Genomic DNA, 22,754 nt, shown 5'->3' on the forward strand with positions numbered 1-22,754 from the left:
CCTTAGAGTCTTGTTTCCGAAACGGGGGATGGGCGGCGCGCGAAGAGGCCGGTCAGGGGCTGGAACAGCCCCAACAAACCTTTCGGCAGGAACGCCAAGGTGATGACCAACACGCTGCCCAGGATGATTTTGTCGGTATACCCGCCGAAGGACAGGAACTTCTCCTGGACCTGGATCAGCGCGACCCCGATCAGAGGGCCCAGCAGAACACGCCGTCCGACAAGAACGACGGCCGTCAGCATGAGGATCAGGAAGTAGGTTTCAAGAACGTCGGCGCTCACGTAGGCACGCTGGTAGGCGTAGAGCCAGCCGGCCGAGGCCGTCACAGGGGCCGAGAACAGGAAGACTTGGAGCCGGGTGCGCTGCAGGTCGATGCCCGACATGGTGGCGAGGCGCGGGTTGAGGTGGCTCATCATGGCCGCCTGTCCGAGGCGCGAACGCCGGAAGCAATAGACGACGTAGATGGCGATCAACAGGAGGATATAGGCGATCGGCCACAGTTCCTGGTCGTTCTTGGCCGAGAACGCCAAGGGACCGAGCGAGAGATTGAAGGCCGGAATGCCGCGAAGCCCGTCCGAACCGCCCAGAAAGGACCAGTTCTGAGCGAGGTTCGCGCCAACCACCGCCACGGCGTAAGTGACGAGAGAGAATGCGAACTCTCGCAAGCCCAAGGTGATGTAGCCGAGGGCAGCGGCGATCAGGGACACCACTACGAGAGCTCCGAGGAGCGTTGCGATGGGCCCGAATCCCGGCCCGGTCGACAGGAGAGCCGTCGTGTAGGCACCCACGGCGAAGAAGACCGTGTGCGCCAAGCTGACCTCACCTAGATCGGACACGACGGTGTCGAGGCCGTAGGACATCACCGCGAAGATCGCGATCAGCACGCAGGCGCTGTAGACCGCTCCCGAGCCTCCCAGGAGGGTGGGCACGAAGAAACCGGCCAGGGCGAGAACGGCGATGAGCACGGGACGAAAAGCCGAGTTCATGTCAACGCCCTCCCGGATTAGCGGCTAGACCACCCGGGCGCAGGACCAGCACGGCGATGAGAACGGCAAAGGCTGCCGCAGTCGTATAGGCCGGAGACACGAGGGCGCCGAACAAGGCGGTGAAGAGCCCGAGCGCGAGCCCGGCCACGTAGCTGCCCAGGACACTGCCGATCCCGCCCAGCACGACCACCACGAAGGTCATGATGACTTCCTCGAATCCCATCGATGTCAGGATAGGGGTGCGCGGCGCCACGAGGGCTGCCGCGAGTGCGACCGCCGCGCCCTCGAAGGCGAAGACCGCCAGATAGACGCGTTTCACGTTGATCCCGGCGAGCTGCGCCAGTTGCGGATCCTCCGCCACCATGCGGGTCAGACGTCCGATCCGGGTGCGGTCGATTACATATTTCAGCGCGATGAAGAACAGGATCGCCGTGATGATGATGGCGATGTCCTGATAGGTGAACCAGAGATCGCCGATGTAGATGTCCTGCAGCGACAGAGGCGTCTCGAGAATCTGGCCCGTGGACCCGAAGAACAGAGCGGCGCAGCCGTGGATCACGTAGCCGAAGCCGAGCGTCACGATCATGATCGAGACGAGATCCTGCTTGAGGGTCAGCTGGAGCAGAACCCTCTGCATGATGTAGCCGACGATGACACCCGCCAGCATGGCGATCGGGATCGCCACCACGTAGGGCAACCCGAGCCGCGAGATCGTGTACCAAGACACGAAGGCTCCGAGCATGTACATCTGCCCGTGCGCGAAGTTCACGAGCCGGGCGACGCCGAGAAGCACGGTCCAGCCGATCGCGACCAGGGCGTAGGCGTGGCCTAGAACCAGGCCGTTGATGAGTTGCTGTGTCAGGTTCATCCAGCGTGGGCTCCGAGATAGGCCTCTGCGATGCGGGGATCGTCCCGCATGGCGGCGGCAGGTCCTTCGGCGACGATGCGGCCGCGCTCCAGGAGGATCAGGCGGTCAACGACCTCGATGGCGGCCCGCACATTCTGTTCGACGAGCAGCACCGTCAGGCCGGAATTGACGAGGGAGCGGACCGTTTCGAGCACGGTCGAGACGAGCCGAGGCGCGAGCCCGATGGACGGCTCGTCGAGGAGGAGCGCCCGCGGTCCAAGCCTCAGCGCACGGGCGATCCCGAGCATTTGACGCTCGCCGCCCGAGAGTTGCGAGCCGAGATGGTGGCGGCGTTCGTGCAAGCGGGGAAAGAGCGAATAAACCTCATCGACGCTGTACGCCCTGCGTCCGTCACCAACCTTGACGTCACCGAGGGCCGCGAGATTTTCCTCCACCGTGAGCTGTCCGAAAACAAGCTTGCCCTCCGGGATCAGCAGGAGTCCGGAATTCACGCGCTCATGGGTCTCCAGGCCTGAGATTTCGCGCCCGTCGAGCCGGACGTTACCGGACACTTTGGGGGCTCCCCGGGACCAGCCCAGAAGAGCATTGACCAGGGTGGACTTGCCCGCCCCATTGGCGCCCACGACGCCCACGAGTTCCTTCTCCTGCACGGCAAGGCGTGGCAGGTTCAAGGCCAGGTTGCCTCCGAAGGCGACCTTCAGGTCGGTCGCCTCAATGACGGGTGTGGTGCTCATTGGACACGTCCCAGATAGGCTTCGAGGACACGAGGGTCGGCCTGGATTTCCTTCGGCGTCCCGGAGGCGATCGGGCGGCCCTGCTCCAGGACGACGATCCGATCCGCCACGGACATGATCAGATCCATGTGATGCTCGATCACCACCAGGGCGAGCCCCTCGGCCTTGAGGTCCCTGAGAAGTGAGATCAACCGGTTCATGTCGGCTCCACCGAGGCCCGCGGCCGGTTCGTCCAGCAGCAGGGCCTTGGCGCCGCTGCCGTAAGCAAGCGCGATGGAGAGCATCCGCTGCGTTCCATAGGGCACGCTTCCCGGCTTGAGGTCATGGAATTCCGCCGGGATGCCGAAGCGGACAAGCCTCTGGGCCGCCTCCTCCATGGCACGGCGCCGCCGGCGCGCCTCCTGGAAAGGAAGCGCGATGGACGGCAGGAGCCCCGTGCCGTAGCGGTCATGGAGCATGACGACCATGTTTTCGAGGACGGTCAGGTCATGAAACGAGGCGTTCTGCTGGAACGCCCGCTTCAGTCCGCGCTCGGCGAGGCGGTCGGGCGGAACGGCAGTGACGTCCTCGCCGAGGAGAACGACTTTGCCGCGCCGCCGCACGAGATGCGTCACCGCATCGTAGCACGAACTCTTGCCCGCTCCGTTGGGGCCGATGATGCCGAGGATTTCCCCAGCGGCCACCTGCCAGCTGACTCCGTCCAGGGCCACGAGGGCGCCATAGCTGACGCCGAGATCTTCGACCTTAAGCACAGGTTGGGTTCGCGCCTGCATCCGTCGGACCCCGCTCAGTTCGAAGCCGGCAGCATGACGATCTTCTGGCCTTCCACGGTGAAGGGCAGATGCTTGCTTTGAAGCTGGCCGTTGGCCTGGAAGGTGACGTCGCCGAACACCGTGCCCTTGAAGGAGCCGCCGCGAATGCGCTTGGCAACAGGTTCCTTGTCGAGGGTCTTGAGCTCATTCACGGCCATCGCCCAGACTTGAAGGGAAGTGGCGCCCAGAGCCATGAACTTGTCAGGCGTATATTTGAACATCTCCTGGGTCTTCGCCACGAACTTCTTGTTCGCATCGAAGGACGCGAAAGGCTCGACATCGGGGAAATAAATGTCGGCACTGATGAGACCGTTTGCGGCATCGCCCGCCACGGAGACGACGCTGGGCGCCACCGTTCCGACCGCTGCCACGAACGGGCCCTGGAGGCGGCTCTGCTTGGCCTGGCGGATCAGGGCCGGCAGCCCGAGGCCCTCGTTGGCGTTGATCGCGACCGTCACGTCGGGGTTAGCCGCCTTGACGTTCGTGAGCGCAACACGGAAATCGGCTTGGGCGAAGGGAAACTTCTCTTCGGCAACCTTCTCGTATTCATAACCGAGCTTCTTGAGCTCGGCCTCGATGGAGGCTTGCGCTCCATTGCCGTAGGCATCGTTCTGCGTCAGGAACGCGATGCGCTTGGCTTTCGCGGTCTTGGCGAGGTAGTTGGCGATGACGGCACCGTCCTGCGAGTTCGAGCTGTTAAGACGGATCGCCAGCGGATTGCCCTCCCCGGACAGGATGGGGTCCGCCTTGGACACAGCCGTAATGTCGAGGATGCCGGCCCGGTTGATCACCGGCTGGGTGGCAAGCGTCACAGGGCTGTTCCAGCCCTCGATGATCACCGATACGCCGGCCGATATCAGGTCGTTGGCACGCGACACGCCAACGGCCGGTGTGGACTCGTCGTCGCGCGACAGGATCTCGATGGGACGGCCCATGACGCCGCCTGACTCGTTGATGATGGCCGCCATCGCCTGGATGGCCTGCGTCACGTGCTGACCCTGCGGGCCTGCGCCGCCGCTCAGCGGGAAGATGACACCAACCTTGACCGGGTTCTGCTGTGCTTGTGCTGCCGTGAGCGCGAAGGTGCTGATCGCTGCGGCAACGAGAATCGTAATGGTCTTCATGAGTTCTCTCCCTGGAAAAAGCGCCGTTCATCGGCTTTTGCTTTTCTTGATGGCCTCGTTGTCGGCCCATCTCGGACCGGGGTCATAACGGATCGGTACTATCGCGCCAGATCGACGACGATCTTCTGATCCTGGACCGTGAAGGGATAGATACGGGATTTGAGCTGCCCATTGGCCTCGAAGGTCGCGTCACCGAAGACCGTATCCTTAAAGGATCCGCCGCGAATGCGCTTGGCCAGCGGCTCCTTGTCGAGAGTCTTCAATTCGTTGGCGGCCATGGCCCAGACCTGCAAGGCGAAGGCGCCAACCGCCATGAACTTGTCGGGCGTGTACTTGAACATCTCCTCGGTTTTCGCCACGAACTTCTTGTTCGCCTCGTAGGAGGTGAACGGCTCGACATTCGGGAAATAGATGTCGACCCCCATGACGCCGTTTGCGGCGTCTCCGGCCACCGAGATGACACTGGGCGCTACCGTTCCAAGGGCGGCGACGAGCTGCCCTGGAAGGCGGCTCTGCTTGGCTTGGCGGATCAAGGCCGGCATGCCGAGGCCTTCATTGGCGTTGATGGCGATTGTCGCATCGGGATTGGCCGCACGCACGTTGGTGAGCGCGATGCGGAAGTCGGACTGATTGAAGGGAAACTTCTCCTCGGCGACTTTCTCGTAGGCGTAATTCATACGCTTGAGTTCGGCCTCGATGGATTCCTGGGTTCCGTTGCCATAGGCGTCGTTCTCCGTCAGGAACGCGATGCGCTTGGCTTTCAGCTTGTTGGCGATCAAGGCTGCCACGGCCGCGCCGCCCTGGGAGTTCGATGCATTGAGGCGGATGGCGAGAGGATTGCCCTCCCCGGACAGGATGGAGTCGGCGCTGGCGAACGCGGTGATGTCGAGAATGCCGGCCCGGTTGATCACCGGCTGCATTGCCAAGGCGACAGGGCTGTTCCAGCCCTCGATGATCACCGACGCGCCGGAAGAAATCAGGTCGTTGGCGCGTGACACGCCGACGGCCGGTGTGGACTCGTCGTCCCGCGACAGGATCTCGATGGGACGGCCCATGACGCCGCCTGACTCGTTGATGATGGCCGCCATCGCCTGGATGGCCTGCGTCACATGCTGACCCTGCGGGCCTGCGCCGCCGCTTAGCGGAAGGATCACGCCGACTTTGATTGCATTCTGTTGGGCGCTGGCATTTGTCGCGGCCAGGATGCCTATCGCGGCAACGGCCAGAAACCGAAGAGCTCTCATTGATGTTCTCCCATGATCAGGCGCCGTTGGTCGGCCACTCATTACGATAAAGATACTGATGGGTATGGAGACTCGTCAACCCACTTCGCGGTTTCGTGAGCGACCTTAGACCAACGTCTAAACTCGTCGCACATCGCATAATCCAGATTTTTCTCGCTGCGCTGCAGCGCCGCCGCATGGTGGATTTAAGCCTCCCACCCACAAACCGGCACATTGGAATGAATAGCTATCCGTTTGAAAAGATGATAAATAATTTCGTTCTCCCCGAGCTACTGTGCTTGGAAACGCACAGGTGCTCGATTGTCGACACACCGCACAAAAGTAGGCACGGAACACGCATGGGCTTTATGGACCGCGATGCGGTCATGTCGGACATACGGGCCGCAAAATGTCAAAACGGCTTGCAAACATACTGCTGAGTATCTAACCTCACGGGAAATGAATATGTACTTGGCGAGCTTGGATGGGATGCCGGATTCTTTCGTTCGAACCACCCGCGATGGCGCGGTCCTGGTCGTCTTGATCGACAGGCCGCAGGCTCGGAATGCGCTCAATCCTGGGATCCTGACGGCAATCGCCGCCAGTCTCGCCGCGGCCGACGAGAACCCCGAAATATGTGCCACCGTGCTGACCGGCGGCCCCGGCAACTTTTCGGCCGGTGCGGATATCGACGTTTTGTCGGGACACTCACCGGCGACTTATCTGGCCTCGCCGACCCGTAGGGCGTTCGAGAGCATCGCGCGGGCGGAGAAGCCAATCGTCGCAGCCGTCGCCGGCTATTGTTTGGGGGGAGGCTGCGAATTGGCCCTCGCCTGCGACTTGGTCGTTGCGGGTGACAACGCCGTGTTCGGCCAACCGGAGATTAACCTGGGCTTCATTCCCGGTGCCGGGGGAACACAGCTATGGCGGCCCCGTGCAGGCGCTGGCGCCCAAGCGGATGCAGCGCTTCTGGGCGAACTCATCGACGTCTGGGAGGCAAGGCGCATCGGTCTTGTCGACGAAGTGGTTCCTGCGGAAGCCGTCATCGACGCGGCACTCGCCAAGGCCAGGACGATCGCCGCCAAGGCTCCGCTGGCAAGCCGGGCCGCCAAGGCTGCCCTCAAGAGTGCTGGACGGATGTCCATGCAGTCCGCCCTGGAATACGAGGTGACCTTAATGGCGGGACTTCTGGCCACGGAGGATGCTCAGGAGGGCACCAACGCCTTTCTCCAGAAGCGTCCGCCGCAATTTAAGGGACGCTGAACGCCATGGCCCCGCCGCTCTCTGAACAGGCGATCCGTTTCACCCTGTCGACCGGTGCGACCGACGCGCCGTCGCAGTTGCGCCGTCTGCTGCGCGTAGCGGCGCCGCCGCAGGTCCTCGTGATCGACGGCGACTTCTCCGGATCCTTCGCCGATCCATCCGAGGCGAACGACCTGATCAGCGTCCTGACGGACGCGAACCTCCCCGTGATCGCCGCCCCGTCGGGTTCCATCGGGCCGCAAGGTGCCGCGATCCTGCTCTTGTGCGACCAAGTTGTCCTCGAGGCGGGAGCGGCGCTTTCCGGACACTGGCGCGACGGTCCGTGTCTCGCTGCGTTGGCCCATCGCCGCCTCGGCCCGCTTCTGGCCAGAGCGATCTTCTTCGACGACCGGACGGATCTTCTCGATATCCTTGCCGATGCCGGCATCGCCAAAAAAGCGGACGATCCCGGTGGCAGCCTGGACTCGATCCTGTCCAGACTGGGCGGCAGATCCGCCTCGATGGCCAAGAGAGCCTTGAAGGCGGCTGCGGAACTCCCGTTCCGGGAAGCCCTGAACTACGACCGCTGGCTTCACGGTCGAAGCGGAGACGAAACACGATGAGCACGGATTCCCGCTTCGACGGACCTGGGCCCGACGACGTCTGGCGCGATGCCTTGCGGCAGGAGCGCTTCCTGATTCAGCGCTGCAGGAATTGCGAGCGCCATCGCTTTCCGCCTGCCCTCGTCTGCGCCGCCTGTGGCGGATCGGACCTCGTATGGGTGGAGGCATCGGGGCGGGGTGTCGTCTATGCGTCGACCGTGGTCCGTGAGCGCGAGGGCAGCTACAACGTCGCGCTCATCGACCTGGCCGAAGGCGCGCGCCTGATGAGCCGCGTGGACGGTTTGGCTCCCGAGGCCGTTCGAATCGGCATGAGCGTGACGGCCCGGATCGAGACCGCACCGGAACCGATCCTCCTGTTCCATGCCACCGATGGAGGCGTCCTATGAGTTCGTCCTTGCGCGGACGCGCGGCCATTGCGGGCGTCGGCAACACCAAACGCTGGAACGCGCCCGGCCGGACGCCCTTCGATCAGCTTCAGGAAGCGGTCGTGCTGGCCCTCGAGGATTGCGGGCTTGGCTTGAAAGATGTGGACGGGCTCTTCTGCGCCATTTCGTCCTCGGGCCTGCCCGTTCTCAACGTCGCCGAGCGGCTCGGTCTCAAGGTGCGCCATGCGGACGGCACGATGGTCGGCGGCGCGTCCTTTCTGTTCCACCTTCAGTCGGCCGTGGCTGCCCTGGAGAACGGCCTCTGCGACGTTGCCCTGATCTGCTACGGCTCGAACCAATTGAGCGCGGGCGGGCGTCTCGTGTCCATGCCTGACCCCCAACCTTACGAAACGCCCTACCGAGCCCGCTATCCGATCTCCAGCTATGCCTTCGCGGCGGCGCGGCACATGTACGAATACGGCACGACGCGGGAGAATCTTGCCGATGTAGCGCTCGCGGCGCGGGCCTGGGCCAATCTCAACCCGGACGCCTTCGCGCGCGGCCCGCTCGCCCGCGAGGAGATCCTCGCATCACGCATGGTCAGCGATCCACTGACCCGCGCCGATTGCTGTCTCGTGACGGACGGAGGAGCCGCGCTCGTGATCACGCGGGCGGATCGCGCCAAGGACCTGAAGAGCCAGCCGATCTATGTTCTCGGCACGGGAGTTGCGGTCAGCCACCGTCAGATCGCCGCGATGCCGGATCTCACGACGACGGCGGCGGTCGAGTCGGGCCGCCGGGCTTACGCGATGGCCGGTGTGAAGCCGACGGATATCGACCACGTGATGGTCTACGATGCTTTCACGATCACGACGCTCCTGTTTCTCGAGGATCTCGGCTTCTGTGCCAAGGGGGATGGCGGGGCCTTCGTGTCGAGCGGCGCTACCGCGCCGGGCGGGGGCCTGCCGGTCAATACGAACGGCGGCGGGCTCTCCTGCAATCATCCCGGCATGTATGGACTTTTCACGGTGATCGAGGCGGTCGAGCAACTGCGCGGACGGTGTGGCGAGCGACAGGTAGAGGGTGCCGAGCTCGCCCTCGCCCACGCCAATGGCGGCGTGCTATCGAGCCAGGCGACGGCCATCCTGGGGACGGCCACAACTCTTTAACGAACAAGGTTTTGAGATCATGCCAGGAATGTTGGACGGAAAGGTCGCCATCGTCACGGGCGCCGGACAGGGCGTAGGACAAGCCATTGCGAACGGTCTCGCGGAGGCCGGTGCCGCTGTTGTCGTCAACGATGTAGGCGTCACCCTGACGGGCGAGAACCAAAATGCCTCGGCAGCCGACGAGGCTGCAGCGGCCATCAACGAGCGGGGCGGCCGAGCGGTCGCGAGCCGGGACTCGGTTGCCGACACCGCGAGCGCCGGGAAGATCGTGCAGGCGGCTCTCGACACTTTCGGGCGCATCGACATCGTCGTGAATAACGCGGGCATCCTGCGCGACGCGATCTTCCATCGCATGACGCCCGACGAATGGCGCGCCGTGATCGACGTCCACCTTCACGGGAGCTTCAATGTCAGCCGCGCGGCCGCGACGTATTTTCGGCAGCAGCAATCCGGCTCGTACGTTCACATGACGTCGACGGCCGGGCTCATCGGCAATTTCGGCCAGGCGAACTACATGGCGGCCAAGCTCGGAATCGTCGGCCTGTCCCGCGCCATTGCCATGGACCTCCAGCGTTTCAACGTCCGGTCCAATTGCATCGCGCCCTTCGCCTGGAGTCGGATGGTGAGTTCCATTCCGACGGAGACGGAGGCGGACAAGATTCGCGTGGCGAAGCTGAAACAGATGACGCCGGAGAAGATCGCCCCCATGGTGGTGTTTCTCGGATCCGACGCCGCCAAGGACGTCTCCGGCCAGGTCTTCGCGGTGAGGAACAATGAAATCTTCCTGATGAGCCAACCGCGCCCGATCCGCGGCCTGCATCGCGGCGGAGGCTGGACCCCCGAGGCTCTGGCCGACCAGCTTCCCGGCGCTTTCGGACCGTCCTTGACCCCGCTCGAGCGCTCCGCCGATGTCTTTTCCTGGGACCCCGTCTGACCATGCCTCTCGATCCCGACAAGCTTTACGCACTTCCCTTCCCCGAGATCCGCCACGCCTATACATGGCGTGACACGGTCGTCTACGGCCTCGGTCTCGGTTTTGGGCTAGATCCGACCGACGAACGCCAGTTGCGTTTCGTGGACGAGACGAAGCTCGTGGCCACGCCCACCATGGCCAACGTGCTCGCCTATCCGGGCTTCTGGATGCGTGATCTCGACACGGGCATCGATTGGGTCAAGGTCGTTCACGGGGAGCAGGCCATGCGCGTGCACCGTCCGATCCCGCCCGAGGGTGACGTCGTGGGACGGACCCGCATCGTCGACATCGTGGATAAGGGGCCCGGCAAGGGCGCGCTCGTATTCGCCGAACGCGAAATCAGCGACGCCGCCACGGGCGAGACGCTCGCCACCCTCCTGCAGACAGTGTTCTGCCGTGGGGATGGCGGGTTCGGCGGAAGCTCCACCTCGCCCCGGACGCCGCATCCTCTCCCGGATCGGGAGCCCGACCTGAGCCTGGATATGCCGACCCACCCGCAGATGGCTCTGGTGTATCGCCTGTCGGGTGATTTCAACCCGCTCCACTCCGATCCCGCCGTCGCCCGCAAGGCGGGCTACGACCGGCCGATCCTCCACGGCTTGGCGACCTATGGAGTCGCGGGGCACGCGCTCCTCGCTGGTCTTTGCGATTACGCCCCGGAACGCCTGACCTTCATGGACGGACGTTTTTCGTCTCCCGTGTTTCCCGGCGAGACGATTACCGTCGACATCTGGCGCGAGGGAGCCGGACAGGCGGCCTTCCGGGCCAGGATCAAGGCCCGGGACGTGGTGGTGCTCACCAACGGACGCTGCGAATTCGCATCGTAAGACCGTCCCAGGCGGCGATTGACATCAAAAAACTCCAGAAGGGTGGACCATGGACTTCAACTTGACCGACGACCAGCGCGCCTTGCAAGAAAGCGCCCGGCGCTTCGCGCAGACCGAGCTGCCCGCGCTCGCTCAGGAGGTCGAGCACACCGCGCATCCCGTGCCCCAGGCCTGGATGAAGCGCTATGCCGAGATGGGTTTTCTCGGCATCAACGCCGACCCCGACCTCGGCGGCCTTGGCCTCCCCCATCTCGATGCTTTCATCGTCATGGAGGAATTCGCCAAGGTGTCGGTCGGAGTCGCCTTCCCGATCTTCGAATGCTGCGCCGGTCCCGTGCGGATCGTGGAGCGGCTCGGCAAGCCTGCCCTCAGAGAGAGGGTCGTGCCAAAGGTCGTCGCGGGCGAAATGCTGGTGGCCATTTCCATGTCCGAGCCGGACGCGGGAACGGCCCTCACCGACCTTCGCACCAAGGCGCGCATCGAAGGCGACGAGATCGTTATCGACGGATCGAAGCGGTGGTGCTCCGGCGCCGGCCACTCGGAAGGCTATGTGGTGTTCTGCCGGTTTGACAACGCACCCGGCGCCAAGGGAATCGGGGCCGTGTTCGTGGACAAGGACACGCCCGGCCTCACCTTTGGGGCTCAGGAGGAACTCATGGGCTTCAGGGGGGTGCCCTCGGCCGACATGAGTTTCGACAATGTGCGGGTTCCCGTGGACAACCTCTTGGTCGGGCCTGGCGGGTTCCCAAGCCTCATGGGTTTGTTCAACATCGAGCGGCTGGGCAACGCCACGATGGCGTTGGGCGTGGCGGCAGGCGCGCTGGAACAGGTCACGGCCTATGTCCAGGACCGCAAGCAGTTCGGCAAGGCCATCGTGGACTTCCAGGCCGTGCAGATCCGCCTCGCCGAGATGGCTCTCAAGGTCGAGGCTGCGCGCTTGCTGATTCACCGGGCCGCCGCCAATGCGGGGACCGGTCTTCCGGACGCACAGGAATCCGCCATGGCCAAATGCTACGTCAACGAGGTAACCCGCGAGGTCACGGGCGCGGCGCTGCAGCTCATGGGAGGCTACGGCTACGCCAAGGAGTACGGAATGGAGCGCCGTTTTCGCGATTCCTACGGCTGGGGCATCGCCGGTGGCGCCATTGATATCCAGAAGATCAACATCGCGGCAGGGCTTGTGGGCCGCCGCTTCGACCAGCGCCGATAGCCGAGCGGGCCGATGGCGAGGAAGACCGTTCTCATCGCGGGAGCCAGCGGCGTCGTAGGGCAAGCCGCGCTTGAGCATTTCCTCGGACGCGACGACTGGGACGTCGTCGCCCTGTCGCGCCGGCCTCCCGACGTGATGCCATCGAGACCGTATCGTCACCTGCCTGTCGACCTGCGGGACGCGGGGTCCTGCCGGATGGCGGCTGCCGGGCTGGAGGACATCACGCACGTGGTCTATACGGCCCTGTACGAAAAGCCGGGACTTGTGCGGGGCTGGCGCGACCCCGAACAGATGGAGATCAACCTCTCCATGCTGCGGAACCTCACCGAGTCGCTGCTCGCAAACGCGCGCGGCCTGCGGCACATGAGCCTGCTCCAGGGCACGAAGGCCTATGGTGTCCACCTTCACCCGATCGCCGTTCCGGCACGGGAAAGCTGGTCCCGCGACCCACACGAGAATTTCTACTGGCTTCAGGAAGACTACATTCGCGCCATCGCCGCGACGGCCGATCTGGGCTTCACCATCTGGCGGCCGCAAGTGATCTTCGGCGACGTCGTCGGCGTCGCCATGAATATCACGCCGATCCTGGGCGTCTATGCGGCCATCTGCCGGGAAGAAGGGCTGCCCTTCGGATTTCCGGGCGGACCCGCCTACCTGCTGGAGGCGGTCGATGCACGGCTTCTCGCCAAAGCGCTCGCCTGGGCCACGACAGCGCCGGGCGCACGCAATGAGACCTTCAACATCGCCAATGGCGACGTCTTTGTCTGGCAGAATGTATGGCCGGCCATCGCCGATGCTTTGGGCATCGCGCCCGGGCCGGAGGATCGCCGGTCGCTGGCCGCCTTCCTCGAGGGCAAGGACGCGGTCTGGGACCGCATCGTCGTCAAGTACGGCTTACGCCCCCTGGCGCTGAAGGAAGTCCTGGGCGAGTCGCACCACTATGCCGACTTCACATTCGCGACCTTTGCCAAGTCCTCCGCGCCGCCTCCCGCTCTTGTCAGCACCATCAAGCTGCGGCAGGCGGGATTTGGGGACTGCATCGATACCGAGGACATGTTCCGCGACTGGTTCCGCATCCTCCGGGACAAGCGGATCCTGCCGCCCCTCGCAGCATGACACCAAGGCGCCGGACAGACGTGCGCCGACCCAGGGAGGAAACCTTGTCGAACCAACGATGGACGCAGCGCCCCGAAGGATCCAACTGGGGCGACTTCGGCCCGGATGACCAAATCGGACGCATGAACCTCCTGACCCCGGAGCGGCGTCTCAAGGCGATCCGGGAGGTCGAGCACGGTCTCACGTTCTGCCTGAGCCTGCCGCTGGACTATCCGGGCGGCAACGAGCTGTTCGCGCTGCGCAAGGAACCGCGCTTCTTCTACGAAAAGCGTGGGACCGGGCACAACTACAACTTCCGCCTCTCTCAGGTGTGCGGCTGCTTCTCCGACGTGGTGTCCGACGACGCCGTCATGCTCTACACCCAGTACTCCACCCAGTGGGACGGCCTGGGCCATGTGGGCCAGATGTTCGATGTCGACGGGGACGGGGTGGCCGAGAAGGTCTACTACAATGGCTTCCAGGGCGGCGTTCATGTGGTCGGGCCCGACGATGCGCAGAGCGATCTGGGGGCGCATGCAATCGGCATCGAGAACCTGGCGACGGCCGGGGTCCAGGGCCGGGGCGTGCTGGTCGATCTGGAAAAGGTTCACGGCCGCGAGCGCGTACTCGTCGGGTATGACGGCCTCATGGGAATGATCGACGACCAGAAGGCGAGCGTCGAGACAGGCGACTTCCTCTGCCTCTATACGGGCTTTGCCGACCTCATCCTGGAAATGGGCAAGAAACCCGATGGGGAAGTCCTGGCGAAATCCTGCCCGGTTCTGGACGGACGCGATAGCCGGCTGTTGAACTGGATCACCGATTCCGGCATCGTGGCTATCTGCGCCGACAATTTCGCCGTGGAGGCCTATCCGGCTCGGCCTGGCGAAGGCGACGCTTATCCCGGGCTGCCGCTGCATGCTCATTGCCTGTTCAAGCTCGGTCTCAATCTCGGCGAGCTCTGGTATTTCGGCGAACTTGCACGGTGGCTGCGCCAGAACGGCAAGACCAGCTTTCTCTTGACTGCCCCTCCCCTACGTCTCACAGGCGCCGTGGGATCGCCGGCCACCCCCATCGCCACCGTTTGAGGCGCTCATTCCGTAACGTATCGAGCGTAGAAGCCAGCATTCGTCGTCGCCGTGCAAAATCGATGGGCGAGTGCTCATTCTTTATACAGGCGTTTGATTAGAATTGGTCCTGCCTCTTCTGGAGAAGACCTTCAACCAGGATTTATAAAGACGCTTCCGGGTTAGCCGACAATCCATGAGGCGTTGATGGCTCAAGAGGCAGGCCGAGGCGAGGTCGAGTTCGCTCATGTGACGAAGGCCTATGGGCCTTCGCTGGCCGTGGATGCGATCGACCTGAAGATCCCGGCCTCGACCTATTGCTGCCTCCTGGGACCGTCCGGGTGCGGCAAGACCACGAGCTTGCGCATGCTGGCCGGGCATGAAGCGGTGACGTCCGGCGACATCCTCCTCGACGACGCGAACGTGACCCTTCTGCCCCCTGCCCGGCGCGGAACGGCGATGATGTTCCAGAGCTACGCGCTTTTCCCCCATCTGACAGTCGCCGAAAACGTCGCCTTCGCCCTCAAGATGAAGGGCGTGCCGAAGGTGCAGCGCCTGCTCAAGGCAAAGGACATGCTGGAGATCGTCGATCTCGGACGTTTTGCGGAGCGGCGGCCCTCCCAGCTGTCGGGCGGCCAGCAACAGCGGGTTGCCCTGGCGCGGGCGTTGATCACGAGCCCATCGGTGCTGCTGCTCGACGAGCCCCTTTCGGCCCTTGACCCGTTCCTGCGCCTGAAGGTGCGGGGCGAGCTCAAGCGACTGCAAAAGAGCCTCGGCATCTCCTTCGTCCATGTCACGCACAGCCAGGACGAGGCATTGGCTCTATCTGACCTCGTCGTCCTGATGAATGGCGGCAGGATCGTCCAGAAGGGAACGGCCGAGGATCTGTTCTCCCGGCCCAGAACCGCTTTCGTGGCCCGGTTCATCGGCGCCCACAACGTCATCGACCTCGGCGACCGCGCCATCGCAGTCCGCACCGACCAGACCAGGCTCATTGCCGGTCACTCGGACGATTCCAATACCCGCGAGGCGACCGTGAAGACGGTGGAATATGCAGGGACCGGCTTCTCGATCCAGCTCGTGGACGATCGCGGAAGCGACCTGACCGCACTCGTGCCCGAGCAGGACTTTCGCGGGGCGCCGATCAGCGAAGGCGAACGGGTCCGGGCCACCTGGGCGCCTCAAGCCGCCCACGTTCTCGAAGGCGGGGCCCGATAAATCCGCCAGTCAACACCCAATAAGGCAAAGGGGATCAGGATGAAGACAACCGGCAAGACCACCGATCTGTCCCGGCGACAGATCCTGAAAGGCGGCGCGGCGCTTGCGGGAGCAGCCGCCGGCACCGCGATCACGGGCTTCCCTGCCGTCATCGCGGCGGAGCCAGTGACGCTGCGTTACCTATCGACCGCCACGAACCAGTCACCCGCCATCGCCGAGCGCGCCGCAAAGGATCTCGGCATCAAGATCGAATACGTCACCGTCACCACGGACGACGTAACCAAGCGTATCATCACCCAACCGAACTCCTTCGACCTCGTCGATACGGAGTATTTCAGCCTGCGCAACCTCGTCCCGTCCGGCAACCTGATGGGCCTGGACGCGAAGAAGATCAAGCTCGTCGACAAGCTTGCTCCCGCCATCACCAAAGGCGAGATCGGCGGCAAGAAGATCGGCAACCAGGGCACGGCGCCCAATAAGGTGATGTATCTGGAAGGTCAGAATTCCAAAAAGTTCGCCGCTTCGCCGACGGAGTGGATTACCCTCATTCCCACAACCTACAACGCGGATACTTTAGGTATTAGGCCCGATCTCGTCGGTCGCCCCATCGAGAGCTGGGCGGAGCTGCTGAACCCTCAGTTCAAGGGCAAGGCTTCGATCCTCAACATCCCGTCCATCGGCATCATGGATGCCGCCATGGTCATGGAAGCCACCGGCAAGCACAAATACGCCGACAAGGGCAACATGACCAAGGAGGAGATCGACCTCACCATCGCGACCCTCATCGAGGCCAAGAAAGCGGGCCAGTTCCGGGCGTTCTGGACCGACTTCAACGAGAGCGTCAACCTGATGGCCTCGGGCGAAACGGTGATCCAGTCCATGTGGTCGCCGGCCGTGACCGCGGTTCGCCTCAAGGGCATCCAGTGCAAGTTCCAACCTTTGAAGGAGGGCTACCGCGCCTGGGCATCCGGCTTCGGTCTGCCCAGGACCCTCAAGGGCAAGGAACTCGACGCCGCCTACGAGTTCGTGAACTGGTTCCTGTCCGGCTGGGCGGGCGCTCATCTCAACCGGCAGGGCTATTATTCCGCCGTCCTCGACACCGCCAAGGAGAACATGGAGCCCTATGAGTGGGCCTATTGGATGGAGGGCAAGCCTGCCGAAAAGGACATCAAAGGTCCCGATGGCGGCCTTCTTGAGAAGGCGGGTGCGGTTCGCGACGGCGGATCCTACAGCGAGCGAATGGGCGCCGTGGCCTGCTGGAACTCCATCATGGATGAGAACGCGTACATGGTCCGCAAGTGGAACGAGTTCATCGCCGCCTGACCGCGCCGCGCTCCACGGGGCCGGGAGAATCCGGCCCCGCCTCCTCCGCTTCTGAGACGACAGGCAGGCGATGCTTCACCACGCGCGTTGGACGTCCTATTGGCAGGCCGCACCCCTGGCTGCGGTCTTCCTGGCCTTCTTCATCCTGCCGTTGATCGTCACCCTCGTCGTCAGCTTTTGGAGCTACACCGGCTATTCAATCGAGCCCGCCTTCATCTGGGATAATTACAGGGACGCATTCGACCGCTGTGTCGAATCCCTGCCGGACCTGTGCACCACGTTCCGCACCTATCTGTCGACGCTCAAATTCTGTCTGACGGTCTGGCTCCTGACACTGGTGATCGGGTTCACCATCGCCTACTACCTGACGTTCGAGATCAGGAGTTCGACGGTGCGCCTCGTGCTGGCGCTTCTGTGCACCATCCCGTTCTGGACGTCGAACGTGATCCGCATGATCTCGTGGGTGCCGCTCCTGGGCCGCAACGGCCTCGTGAACCAAGCCCTCATGGGCGCGGGCTTGGTCGAGCAGCCTCTCGACTGGCTGCTCTATTCGAACTTTTCGGTCATCCTGGCCTTCGTGCACATCAACACGGTGTTCATGATCGTGCCGATCGCCAATTCCATGTCCCGCATCGACCGGTCCCTCGTGGAGGCCGCCCGGGATGCGGGGGCGACGGGGTGGCAGATCTTGTCCAACGTGATCATCCCGCTCTCGAAAACCGGCATCGCCATCGGTTCGATCTTCGTCATCACCGTGGTCATGGGGGACTTCATCACCATCGGCATCATGGGCGGCCAGCAGATCGCATCGGCCGGCAAGGTGATACAAACTCAGATCGGCGCGCTGCAATTCCCCATCGCGGCCGCGAACGCGGTCGTTCTGCTCGCGGTCGTGCTGATGATCATCGCCCTCCTCGTTCGCTTCATCGACATTCGCAAGGAGCTCTAAGACCATGAGCGAAGGGCGCTCCCGCAGCTTCTACGTGCTGTCGTTTCTGTTCGGGCTGTACGTGCTGTTTCTGTACGGCCCCACCATCACGATCGTGACCCTATCGTTCCAGGGACCGAACGGCGGCATGACGTTCCCGCTGAACGGGGTCTCGCTCCATTGGTTTCGCAACCTCTGGGCTGGGATCGGTGTCCCCTACGTCATGGACGCTCTCCTGAATTCGCTGAAGCTCGGGGCTCTGGTCACCGTTCTCACCGTGGCGATCTCGCTCATGGCAGGCCTTGCCTTCCGCAGGAGCTTCAGGGGCCAGAGCCTCCTGTTCTACACCGCTATCGCAAGCCTTATCCTGCCATCCATTATCGTGTCCCTCGGCATCGCGCTCGAGTTCCAGATCGTTGACCAGAGCGTGAAGGCTCTTGGCGACAGCTACGAGATCGACGCCATCCAGAGCGGCTATCAGACCGCCATGGGGCTCATGTCCTCCGGTCTCGGCGCCCACCTGACCTGGACCCTGCCCTTCGGCCTCCTGATCATGTTCGCGATCTTCAACCGCTTCAATCCGGCCTATGAGGAGGCGGCGCGGGACCTGGGCGCCACGTCCTGGCAGACCTTCCTGCACGTTCTCGTGCCCATCATCGCGCCGTCCCTCGTGGGCGTCGTCCTGTTCGGCTTCACCCTGTCCTGGGACGAAATCGCCCGGTCCAGCCAGGCGGTCGGCTCCGACAACACTCTTCCCCTGACCCTCCAGGGTTTGACAACCACCGTGACGACGCCGGTGATCTATGCGCTGGGCACGGTGACGACCGGCATCTCCTTCGCGGTGATCATCCTGGCGCTCGCCGCGGTGCTCTTCGCCCAGAAACGACGCGCGAGGCATGGATCGGACGCCGGCAAGGGCCTATTGTGAATCCCATGCGCATTCTTGTCGTCAATCCCAACACAACGGCCTCGATGACCCGCAAGATCGGGCTGGCCGCCTCCGCCGCCGCCGCTCCGGGAACCGAGGTTGTCGCGGTGAATCCGGAAGACGGTCCGGCCTCCATCGAAGGCTATTTCGACGAGGCCTATTCGGTGCCGGGCCTCCTCATGGAGATCAGCCGAGGGGAGCGGGCGGGATTCGACGGCTACGCGATCGCCTGTTTCGACGATACGGGCCTCGAAGCCGCCCGGTCGCTGGCGGCCGGACCCGTCATCGGCATCGGCGAGGCCGCCTTTCATTGCGCGAGCCTGATCGCGGGCCGGTTCTCGGTGATCACGACCCTGTCGCGCTCCGTACCGGCCATCGAGCACAATCTCGGGAAGTATGGGCTGGCCGCCCGCTGCGCCCGCGTCAGAGCCTGCGAGGTTCCTGTTCTCGCCCTCGAAGACCAGGCCGGGGATGCGCGGGCGAAAATCTCCGCCGAAATCGAGGCGGCCATGCGCGAGGACCGCTGCGAAGCCATCGTGCTCGGGTGCGCCGGAATGGCCGATCTCACGGCGGAGTTGTCGGAGCGCCACGGGCTTCCGGTTCTCGATGGCGTGGCCTGCGCGATCAAGCTGCTGGAGGGCCTGGTCGGACTTGGGCTCAAGACGTCCAAGATCGGAGGCTACGCGACGCCCTTGAGCAAATCCTACGCCGGGCGCTTCGCGGCGGAAGGTCCGGGCGGATCCTGAGTTTCGCCTGCAATTGCGGCGTCGATTTCGTTGCGGCTGGGCATGCCGCCCTGCGCGCCCGGCTTGAGGCAGGACAGGGAGGCCGCGATGCAGGCCCGTTCCATGGCGTCCTCGAGCCTCAGGGCCTCGGCGATGCCGACCGCCAGCACGCCCACGAAAGTGTCCCCTGCTCCGGTCGTATCCAGGGGCGTGACCGCCTTCGTGGGAACGTGCAGGCGTGTTCCGTCCGGTTTCATGGCGAAGGCGCCAAGCGACCCGGCGGTCACGAGGCAGGTCAGGCCGAATTCCTTCGCCAGGGCCGACGCGGCACCCTCATAGGTCGAGACGTGCTCGATTCCGGCGACCGACGCCGTCGCCTGGGCTTCATGTTCGTTCACCACCAGGATGTCGGTGGCGGCCAGCGCCTCCCCGATCGTATCGCGTTCACCGTCCCCTGGAGCGGGCGCGAAATTCCAGACCACTTTCGTGCCGCCCTTCCGGGCGCGCTTCGCCGCCGCAACGCTTTCCACAAGCGGCACTTCCATTTGCAGGACGAGAACCGAGGCGATGCGAAGAACGTGGTCGCTCAGATCGGAGGCGCGCACCTCCATGTTCGCCCCACTCGCCACCGTGATGGCATTCTCGCCCGAGGCGTCCACCGTAATGAACGCGCAGCCGGTGGGCTCTGAAACCAGCCGGACGCCCACCACGTCGACGCCGCTCTGCAGGAGGTTCGCCCGGCAGGTCTCTCCGAACGCGTCGGGCCCGATGGCGCCGGCCATGGCGACGGAGCCGGGCTCCCTGACGGCGCGCGAGGCAGCTACCGCCTGGTTGGCTCCCTTGCCGCCGAAGAAACTGTCGGCCCGGCGGGATAGCACGGTCTCCCCCGGACGGGCGATGGCAGGGACGCGGGCGACGAGGTCCATGTTGATGGATCCGAATACGACGATCATGCCAACCCGCTCCGCATCGAGGACTGAAGAAGCTCTAGCCTTCGTTCATCTGGCGCGGATTGGCAACTCGCCGGGTGGGACGTCTCTCAGGCCGGCAACGTGACCCCGTGGGGACGCCGGTCCAAGGCGGCGCTCCACAGCGTCAGGGCCAGGGCGGCGCCCACCAGGAGCGCACCGACCCAGGGGGTCGCCCCGAGTCCCAGGGGCGAGGACACCACGGCGCCACCGATCCAGGCCCCCAAGGCAATGCCGAGGTTGAACGCCGCGATGTTGAGGGCCGAAGCCACGTCGACCGCGCCAGGACGGTGCTGCTTGGCCAGTTCCACAACGTAGAGCTGCAGGCCCGGCACGTTGGCGAAGGAGAGGAAGCCGAGCGCCGCGAGGGTGACCAGTGTCCAGGCCGGGGAGACGGCCGTGAAGCTGAAGGCGATGAGGACGAGAGCCTGGAGAGCGAAGAGACCCAGGAGGGCACGAACCGGGTTCCTGTCGGCAACGCGCCCGCCCACGATGTTGCCGACCGCGATCGCGGCGCCGTAAAGCACCAGGATCAAGCTGACGCTTGAGGCCGCGAAGCCGGTGACCTGTTCCAGGATCGAAGCCAGGAACGTGAAGGCCACGAAGGTGCCGCCGTAGCCCAAGGCCGTCATGGCGAAGACCAGGAGCAGGCGGCCGCTGCCGAGGACCCTCACCTGATCGAGCAGGCTGGCCGGAGCCGCCTTCGACAACGTGCGGGGGAGCAGGAGCGCGATGCCCCCGAAGGCGACGACGCCCAGGCCCGACACGGCCCAGAAGGTCGCCCTCCAGCCGAAGGTCTGGCCGATGAAGGTGCCCAGCGGCACGCCCGTCACGATGGCGACCGTGAGCCCCATGAACATCAGGGCAATAGCCGATGCCCGCCGGTTCTCCGGCACCAGGTCGGCCGCGATGATGGCGCCGACAGAGAAGAACACCCCATGGGCGAACGCCGTGACGACCCGGGCCGCCAGGAGCATCTCGTAGGTCGGGCTGAGGGCCGCCAGGGTGTTCCCAAGGACGAAGAGCCCCATGAGCCCGAGGAGAAGCGGCTTGCGCTCCAGGCGCCCGGTCAGGGCCGTGAGGATCGGCGCCCCGAAGGTGACGCCGAGCGCATACACACTGACGATCAGACCCGCCAGCGGAAGGCTAATGCCGAGGTCATCCGCCACCGTAGGCAGGAGGCCGACGATCACGAATTCCGTGGTGCCGATCGCGTAGGCCGCGATGGTGAGAGCAAACAGAGCGATAGGCATGGCAAATCCGTTGGCGTCCGCATGGCGGAAACGGGTTGGGACTGGCTAGTCCGGGACCGATTGGGATGAGCGGAATATGAGCCCAGGGGACTTGCACGTTAACCCATGACAATGGATCAATACCTATGAATTGAATTCAAAGGTGATGCATGGACAACCGTGCCGGGGAAATGGGCATTTTCGTCCAGGCGATCACGCTCGGAAGCTTCTCCGCGGCGGGCCGCAGTCTCAGGCTCACACCGTCTGCGATCAGCAAGGTCGTGAGCCGAATAGAGGATCGTCTGGGCACGCGCCTCGTCGTTCGCACGACGCGAGCGCTTCAACTGACGCCCGAGGGCGAAGTCTACCTCACGCGGGCCCGGCACATTCTGCAGGAGATCGACGAGGCGGAACGGATCGTCTCGGGCGGAGCGGAGGCGGTGCCGCGCGGTCGCCTGCGGGTCAGTGCCTCGGTTGGATTCGGCGCCCTGCACATCGTGCCGATCTTGCCGGAATTCCTGAAGCTCTTTCCTCAGGTGGAAGTGGATCTGTCCCTGACCGACGGGATTATCGACCTGCTCGAGGAGAAGGCGGACATCGCCATCCGCTCGGGGGTGCTGAGGGATTCCAGCCTCAAGGCCCGGAAGCTTCTCGAAAGCCGCCGCATCGTGGTGGCGGCTCCCGACTATCTGGCGCGAAAGGGCGTGCCTGAGACCCCTGCTGATCTGTCCCGGCACAACTGCCTGCGGTTCAACTTCCTCTCAGGCGCAGACGAATGGCCCTTTCGCGACCTGACCACCGGCGCCTCCTATCGAGCGCCAATCACCGGGAACCTCTTGGCCAACAACGGGCCGACGCTGCGCCGCCTTTGTCTCGAGGGAGTGGGACTGGCGCGGATCGGGCAGTTTCACGTCCAGCCCGATATCGAGGCCGGGACGTTGGTCCCGGTCCTCGAGAGCTATAATCCGGAGGATATCGAGCTGATCCATGCAGTATTCGCCGGACACGAGCACTTGGCCGCTCGCATCCGCGCGTTCATCGACTTCCTGACCCGAACCCTTCACCCGGAGGCCATCGCCAAGCCGCCTCAGTAGTGCATCCGGCGCTGCGGGCG

23 protein-coding genes are annotated in these 22,754 nt (G+C 64.1%); 15 read left to right on the forward strand and 8 right to left on the reverse strand.

Going from position 1 to position 22,754, the window contains the following annotated elements; genetic code table 11:
* Positions 1-2: 2 nt before the first annotated feature.
* From ILT42_RS10455 to ILT42_RS10480, 6 genes are all read right to left on the reverse strand, one after another.
* Positions 3-986 (reverse strand): branched-chain amino acid ABC transporter permease, encoded by a 984-nt coding sequence (locus ILT42_RS10455; protein WP_204215534.1) that lies wholly within the window; start codon positions 984-986, stop codon positions 3-5.
* A 1-nt stretch (position 987) separates the two neighbouring features.
* Entirely contained in the window at positions 988-1,854 is an 867-nt protein-coding gene (locus ILT42_RS10460; protein WP_204215535.1) for a branched-chain amino acid ABC transporter permease, read from the reverse strand.
* The gene (locus ILT42_RS10465; RefSeq protein WP_204215536.1) at positions 1,851-2,588 is read right to left on the reverse strand and encodes an ABC transporter ATP-binding protein; all 738 of its coding nucleotides are present in this window, start codon (positions 2,586-2,588) and stop codon (positions 1,851-1,853) included. Before ILT42_RS10465 ends, ILT42_RS10460 begins: the two co-directional genes overlap by 4 nt.
* Positions 2,585-3,340, reverse strand: a complete 756-nt coding sequence (locus ILT42_RS10470; protein ID WP_204215537.1) for an ABC transporter ATP-binding protein — start codon at positions 3,338-3,340, stop codon at positions 2,585-2,587. Before ILT42_RS10470 ends, ILT42_RS10465 begins: the two co-directional genes overlap by 4 nt.
* 35 nt (positions 3,341-3,375) lie before the next feature.
* A complete protein-coding gene (locus ILT42_RS10475) occupies positions 3,376-4,524 on the reverse strand; it encodes an ABC transporter substrate-binding protein (protein WP_204215538.1) in 1,149 nt (382 codons plus the stop codon).
* A gap of 98 nt (positions 4,525-4,622) precedes the next feature.
* Positions 4,623-5,768 (reverse strand): ABC transporter substrate-binding protein, encoded by a 1,146-nt coding sequence (locus tag ILT42_RS10480; RefSeq protein WP_204215539.1) that lies wholly within the window; start codon positions 5,766-5,768, stop codon positions 4,623-4,625.
* A 468-nt stretch (positions 5,769-6,236) separates the two neighbouring features.
* On the opposite strand from ILT42_RS10480, the gene ILT42_RS10485 reads away from it, so the two are divergent.
* From ILT42_RS10485 to ILT42_RS10550, 14 genes are all read left to right on the forward strand, one after another.
* Complete coding sequence (locus tag ILT42_RS10485) at positions 6,237-7,010, forward strand: enoyl-CoA hydratase/isomerase family protein (protein ID WP_204215540.1); 774 nt, start codon at positions 6,237-6,239, stop codon at positions 7,008-7,010.
* 5 nt (positions 7,011-7,015) lie between these two features.
* Positions 7,016-7,612, forward strand: a complete 597-nt coding sequence (locus ILT42_RS10490; RefSeq protein ID WP_204215541.1) for a hypothetical protein — start codon at positions 7,016-7,018, stop codon at positions 7,610-7,612.
* The gene (locus tag ILT42_RS10495) at positions 7,609-7,998 is read left to right on the forward strand and encodes a Zn-ribbon domain-containing OB-fold protein (protein WP_204215542.1); all 390 of its coding nucleotides are present in this window, start codon (positions 7,609-7,611) and stop codon (positions 7,996-7,998) included. The genes ILT42_RS10490 and ILT42_RS10495 overlap by 4 nt, the downstream gene beginning before the upstream one ends.
* On the forward strand, positions 7,995-9,146 hold the full coding sequence (locus tag ILT42_RS10500; protein WP_204215543.1) for a thiolase: 1,152 nt from the start codon (positions 7,995-7,997) through the stop codon (positions 9,144-9,146). The genes ILT42_RS10495 and ILT42_RS10500 overlap by 4 nt, the downstream gene beginning before the upstream one ends.
* Before the next feature lie 19 nt (positions 9,147-9,165).
* The gene (locus ILT42_RS10505; protein ID WP_204215544.1) at positions 9,166-10,080 is read left to right on the forward strand and encodes an SDR family NAD(P)-dependent oxidoreductase; all 915 of its coding nucleotides are present in this window, start codon (positions 9,166-9,168) and stop codon (positions 10,078-10,080) included.
* 2 nt (positions 10,081-10,082) lie between these two features.
* On the forward strand, positions 10,083-10,946 hold the full coding sequence (locus ILT42_RS10510; RefSeq protein ID WP_204215545.1) for a MaoC/PaaZ C-terminal domain-containing protein: 864 nt from the start codon (positions 10,083-10,085) through the stop codon (positions 10,944-10,946).
* A 49-nt stretch (positions 10,947-10,995) separates the two neighbouring features.
* Positions 10,996-12,156, forward strand: coding sequence for an acyl-CoA dehydrogenase family protein (locus ILT42_RS10515; RefSeq protein ID WP_204215546.1), 1,161 nt, complete (start codon positions 10,996-10,998; stop codon positions 12,154-12,156).
* A 12-nt stretch (positions 12,157-12,168) separates the two neighbouring features.
* On the forward strand, positions 12,169-13,272 hold the full coding sequence (locus tag ILT42_RS10520; RefSeq protein ID WP_204215547.1) for an SDR family oxidoreductase: 1,104 nt from the start codon (positions 12,169-12,171) through the stop codon (positions 13,270-13,272).
* Positions 13,273-13,316: 44 nt separating this feature from the next.
* Entirely contained in the window at positions 13,317-14,339 is a 1,023-nt protein-coding gene (locus tag ILT42_RS10525; RefSeq protein ID WP_204215548.1) for a cyclase family protein, read from the forward strand.
* A gap of 186 nt (positions 14,340-14,525) precedes the next feature.
* Entirely contained in the window at positions 14,526-15,536 is a 1,011-nt protein-coding gene (locus tag ILT42_RS10530) for an ABC transporter ATP-binding protein (RefSeq protein ID WP_204215549.1), read from the forward strand.
* A 39-nt stretch (positions 15,537-15,575) separates the two neighbouring features.
* Positions 15,576-16,859, forward strand: a complete 1,284-nt coding sequence (locus ILT42_RS10535) for an ABC transporter substrate-binding protein (protein WP_204215550.1) — start codon at positions 15,576-15,578, stop codon at positions 16,857-16,859.
* A 70-nt stretch (positions 16,860-16,929) separates the two neighbouring features.
* A complete protein-coding gene (locus ILT42_RS10540; protein ID WP_204215551.1) occupies positions 16,930-17,808 on the forward strand; it encodes an ABC transporter permease in 879 nt (292 codons plus the stop codon).
* A gap of 4 nt (positions 17,809-17,812) precedes the next feature.
* Complete coding sequence (locus tag ILT42_RS10545) at positions 17,813-18,715, forward strand: ABC transporter permease (RefSeq protein WP_204215552.1); 903 nt, start codon at positions 17,813-17,815, stop codon at positions 18,713-18,715.
* A 5-nt stretch (positions 18,716-18,720) separates the two neighbouring features.
* Entirely contained in the window at positions 18,721-19,461 is a 741-nt protein-coding gene (locus tag ILT42_RS10550) for an aspartate/glutamate racemase family protein (RefSeq protein ID WP_229428562.1), read from the forward strand.
* Here the strand turns inward: ILT42_RS10550 and ILT42_RS10555 are convergent.
* Both ILT42_RS10555 and ILT42_RS10560 read right to left on the reverse strand, forming a co-directional pair.
* The gene (locus tag ILT42_RS10555) at positions 19,419-20,393 is read right to left on the reverse strand and encodes a ribokinase (RefSeq protein WP_204215554.1); all 975 of its coding nucleotides are present in this window, start codon (positions 20,391-20,393) and stop codon (positions 19,419-19,421) included. The genes ILT42_RS10550 and ILT42_RS10555 overlap by 43 nt on opposite strands.
* An 86-nt stretch (positions 20,394-20,479) precedes the next feature.
* On the reverse strand, positions 20,480-21,661 hold the full coding sequence (locus tag ILT42_RS10560) for an MFS transporter (RefSeq protein WP_204215555.1): 1,182 nt from the start codon (positions 21,659-21,661) through the stop codon (positions 20,480-20,482).
* Positions 21,662-21,810: 149 nt separating this feature from the next.
* Here ILT42_RS10560 and ILT42_RS10565 point away from each other — a divergent pair, with 149 nt between their 5' ends.
* The gene (locus tag ILT42_RS10565; RefSeq protein WP_204215556.1) at positions 21,811-22,734 is read left to right on the forward strand and encodes a LysR family transcriptional regulator; all 924 of its coding nucleotides are present in this window, start codon (positions 21,811-21,813) and stop codon (positions 22,732-22,734) included.
* The last annotated feature ends 20 nt before the right edge of the window (positions 22,735-22,754 follow it).

It is taken from the genome of Microvirga pudoricolor, from assembly GCF_016892705.1.
GTDB lineage: Bacteria > Pseudomonadota > Alphaproteobacteria > Rhizobiales > Beijerinckiaceae > Microvirga > Microvirga pudoricolor.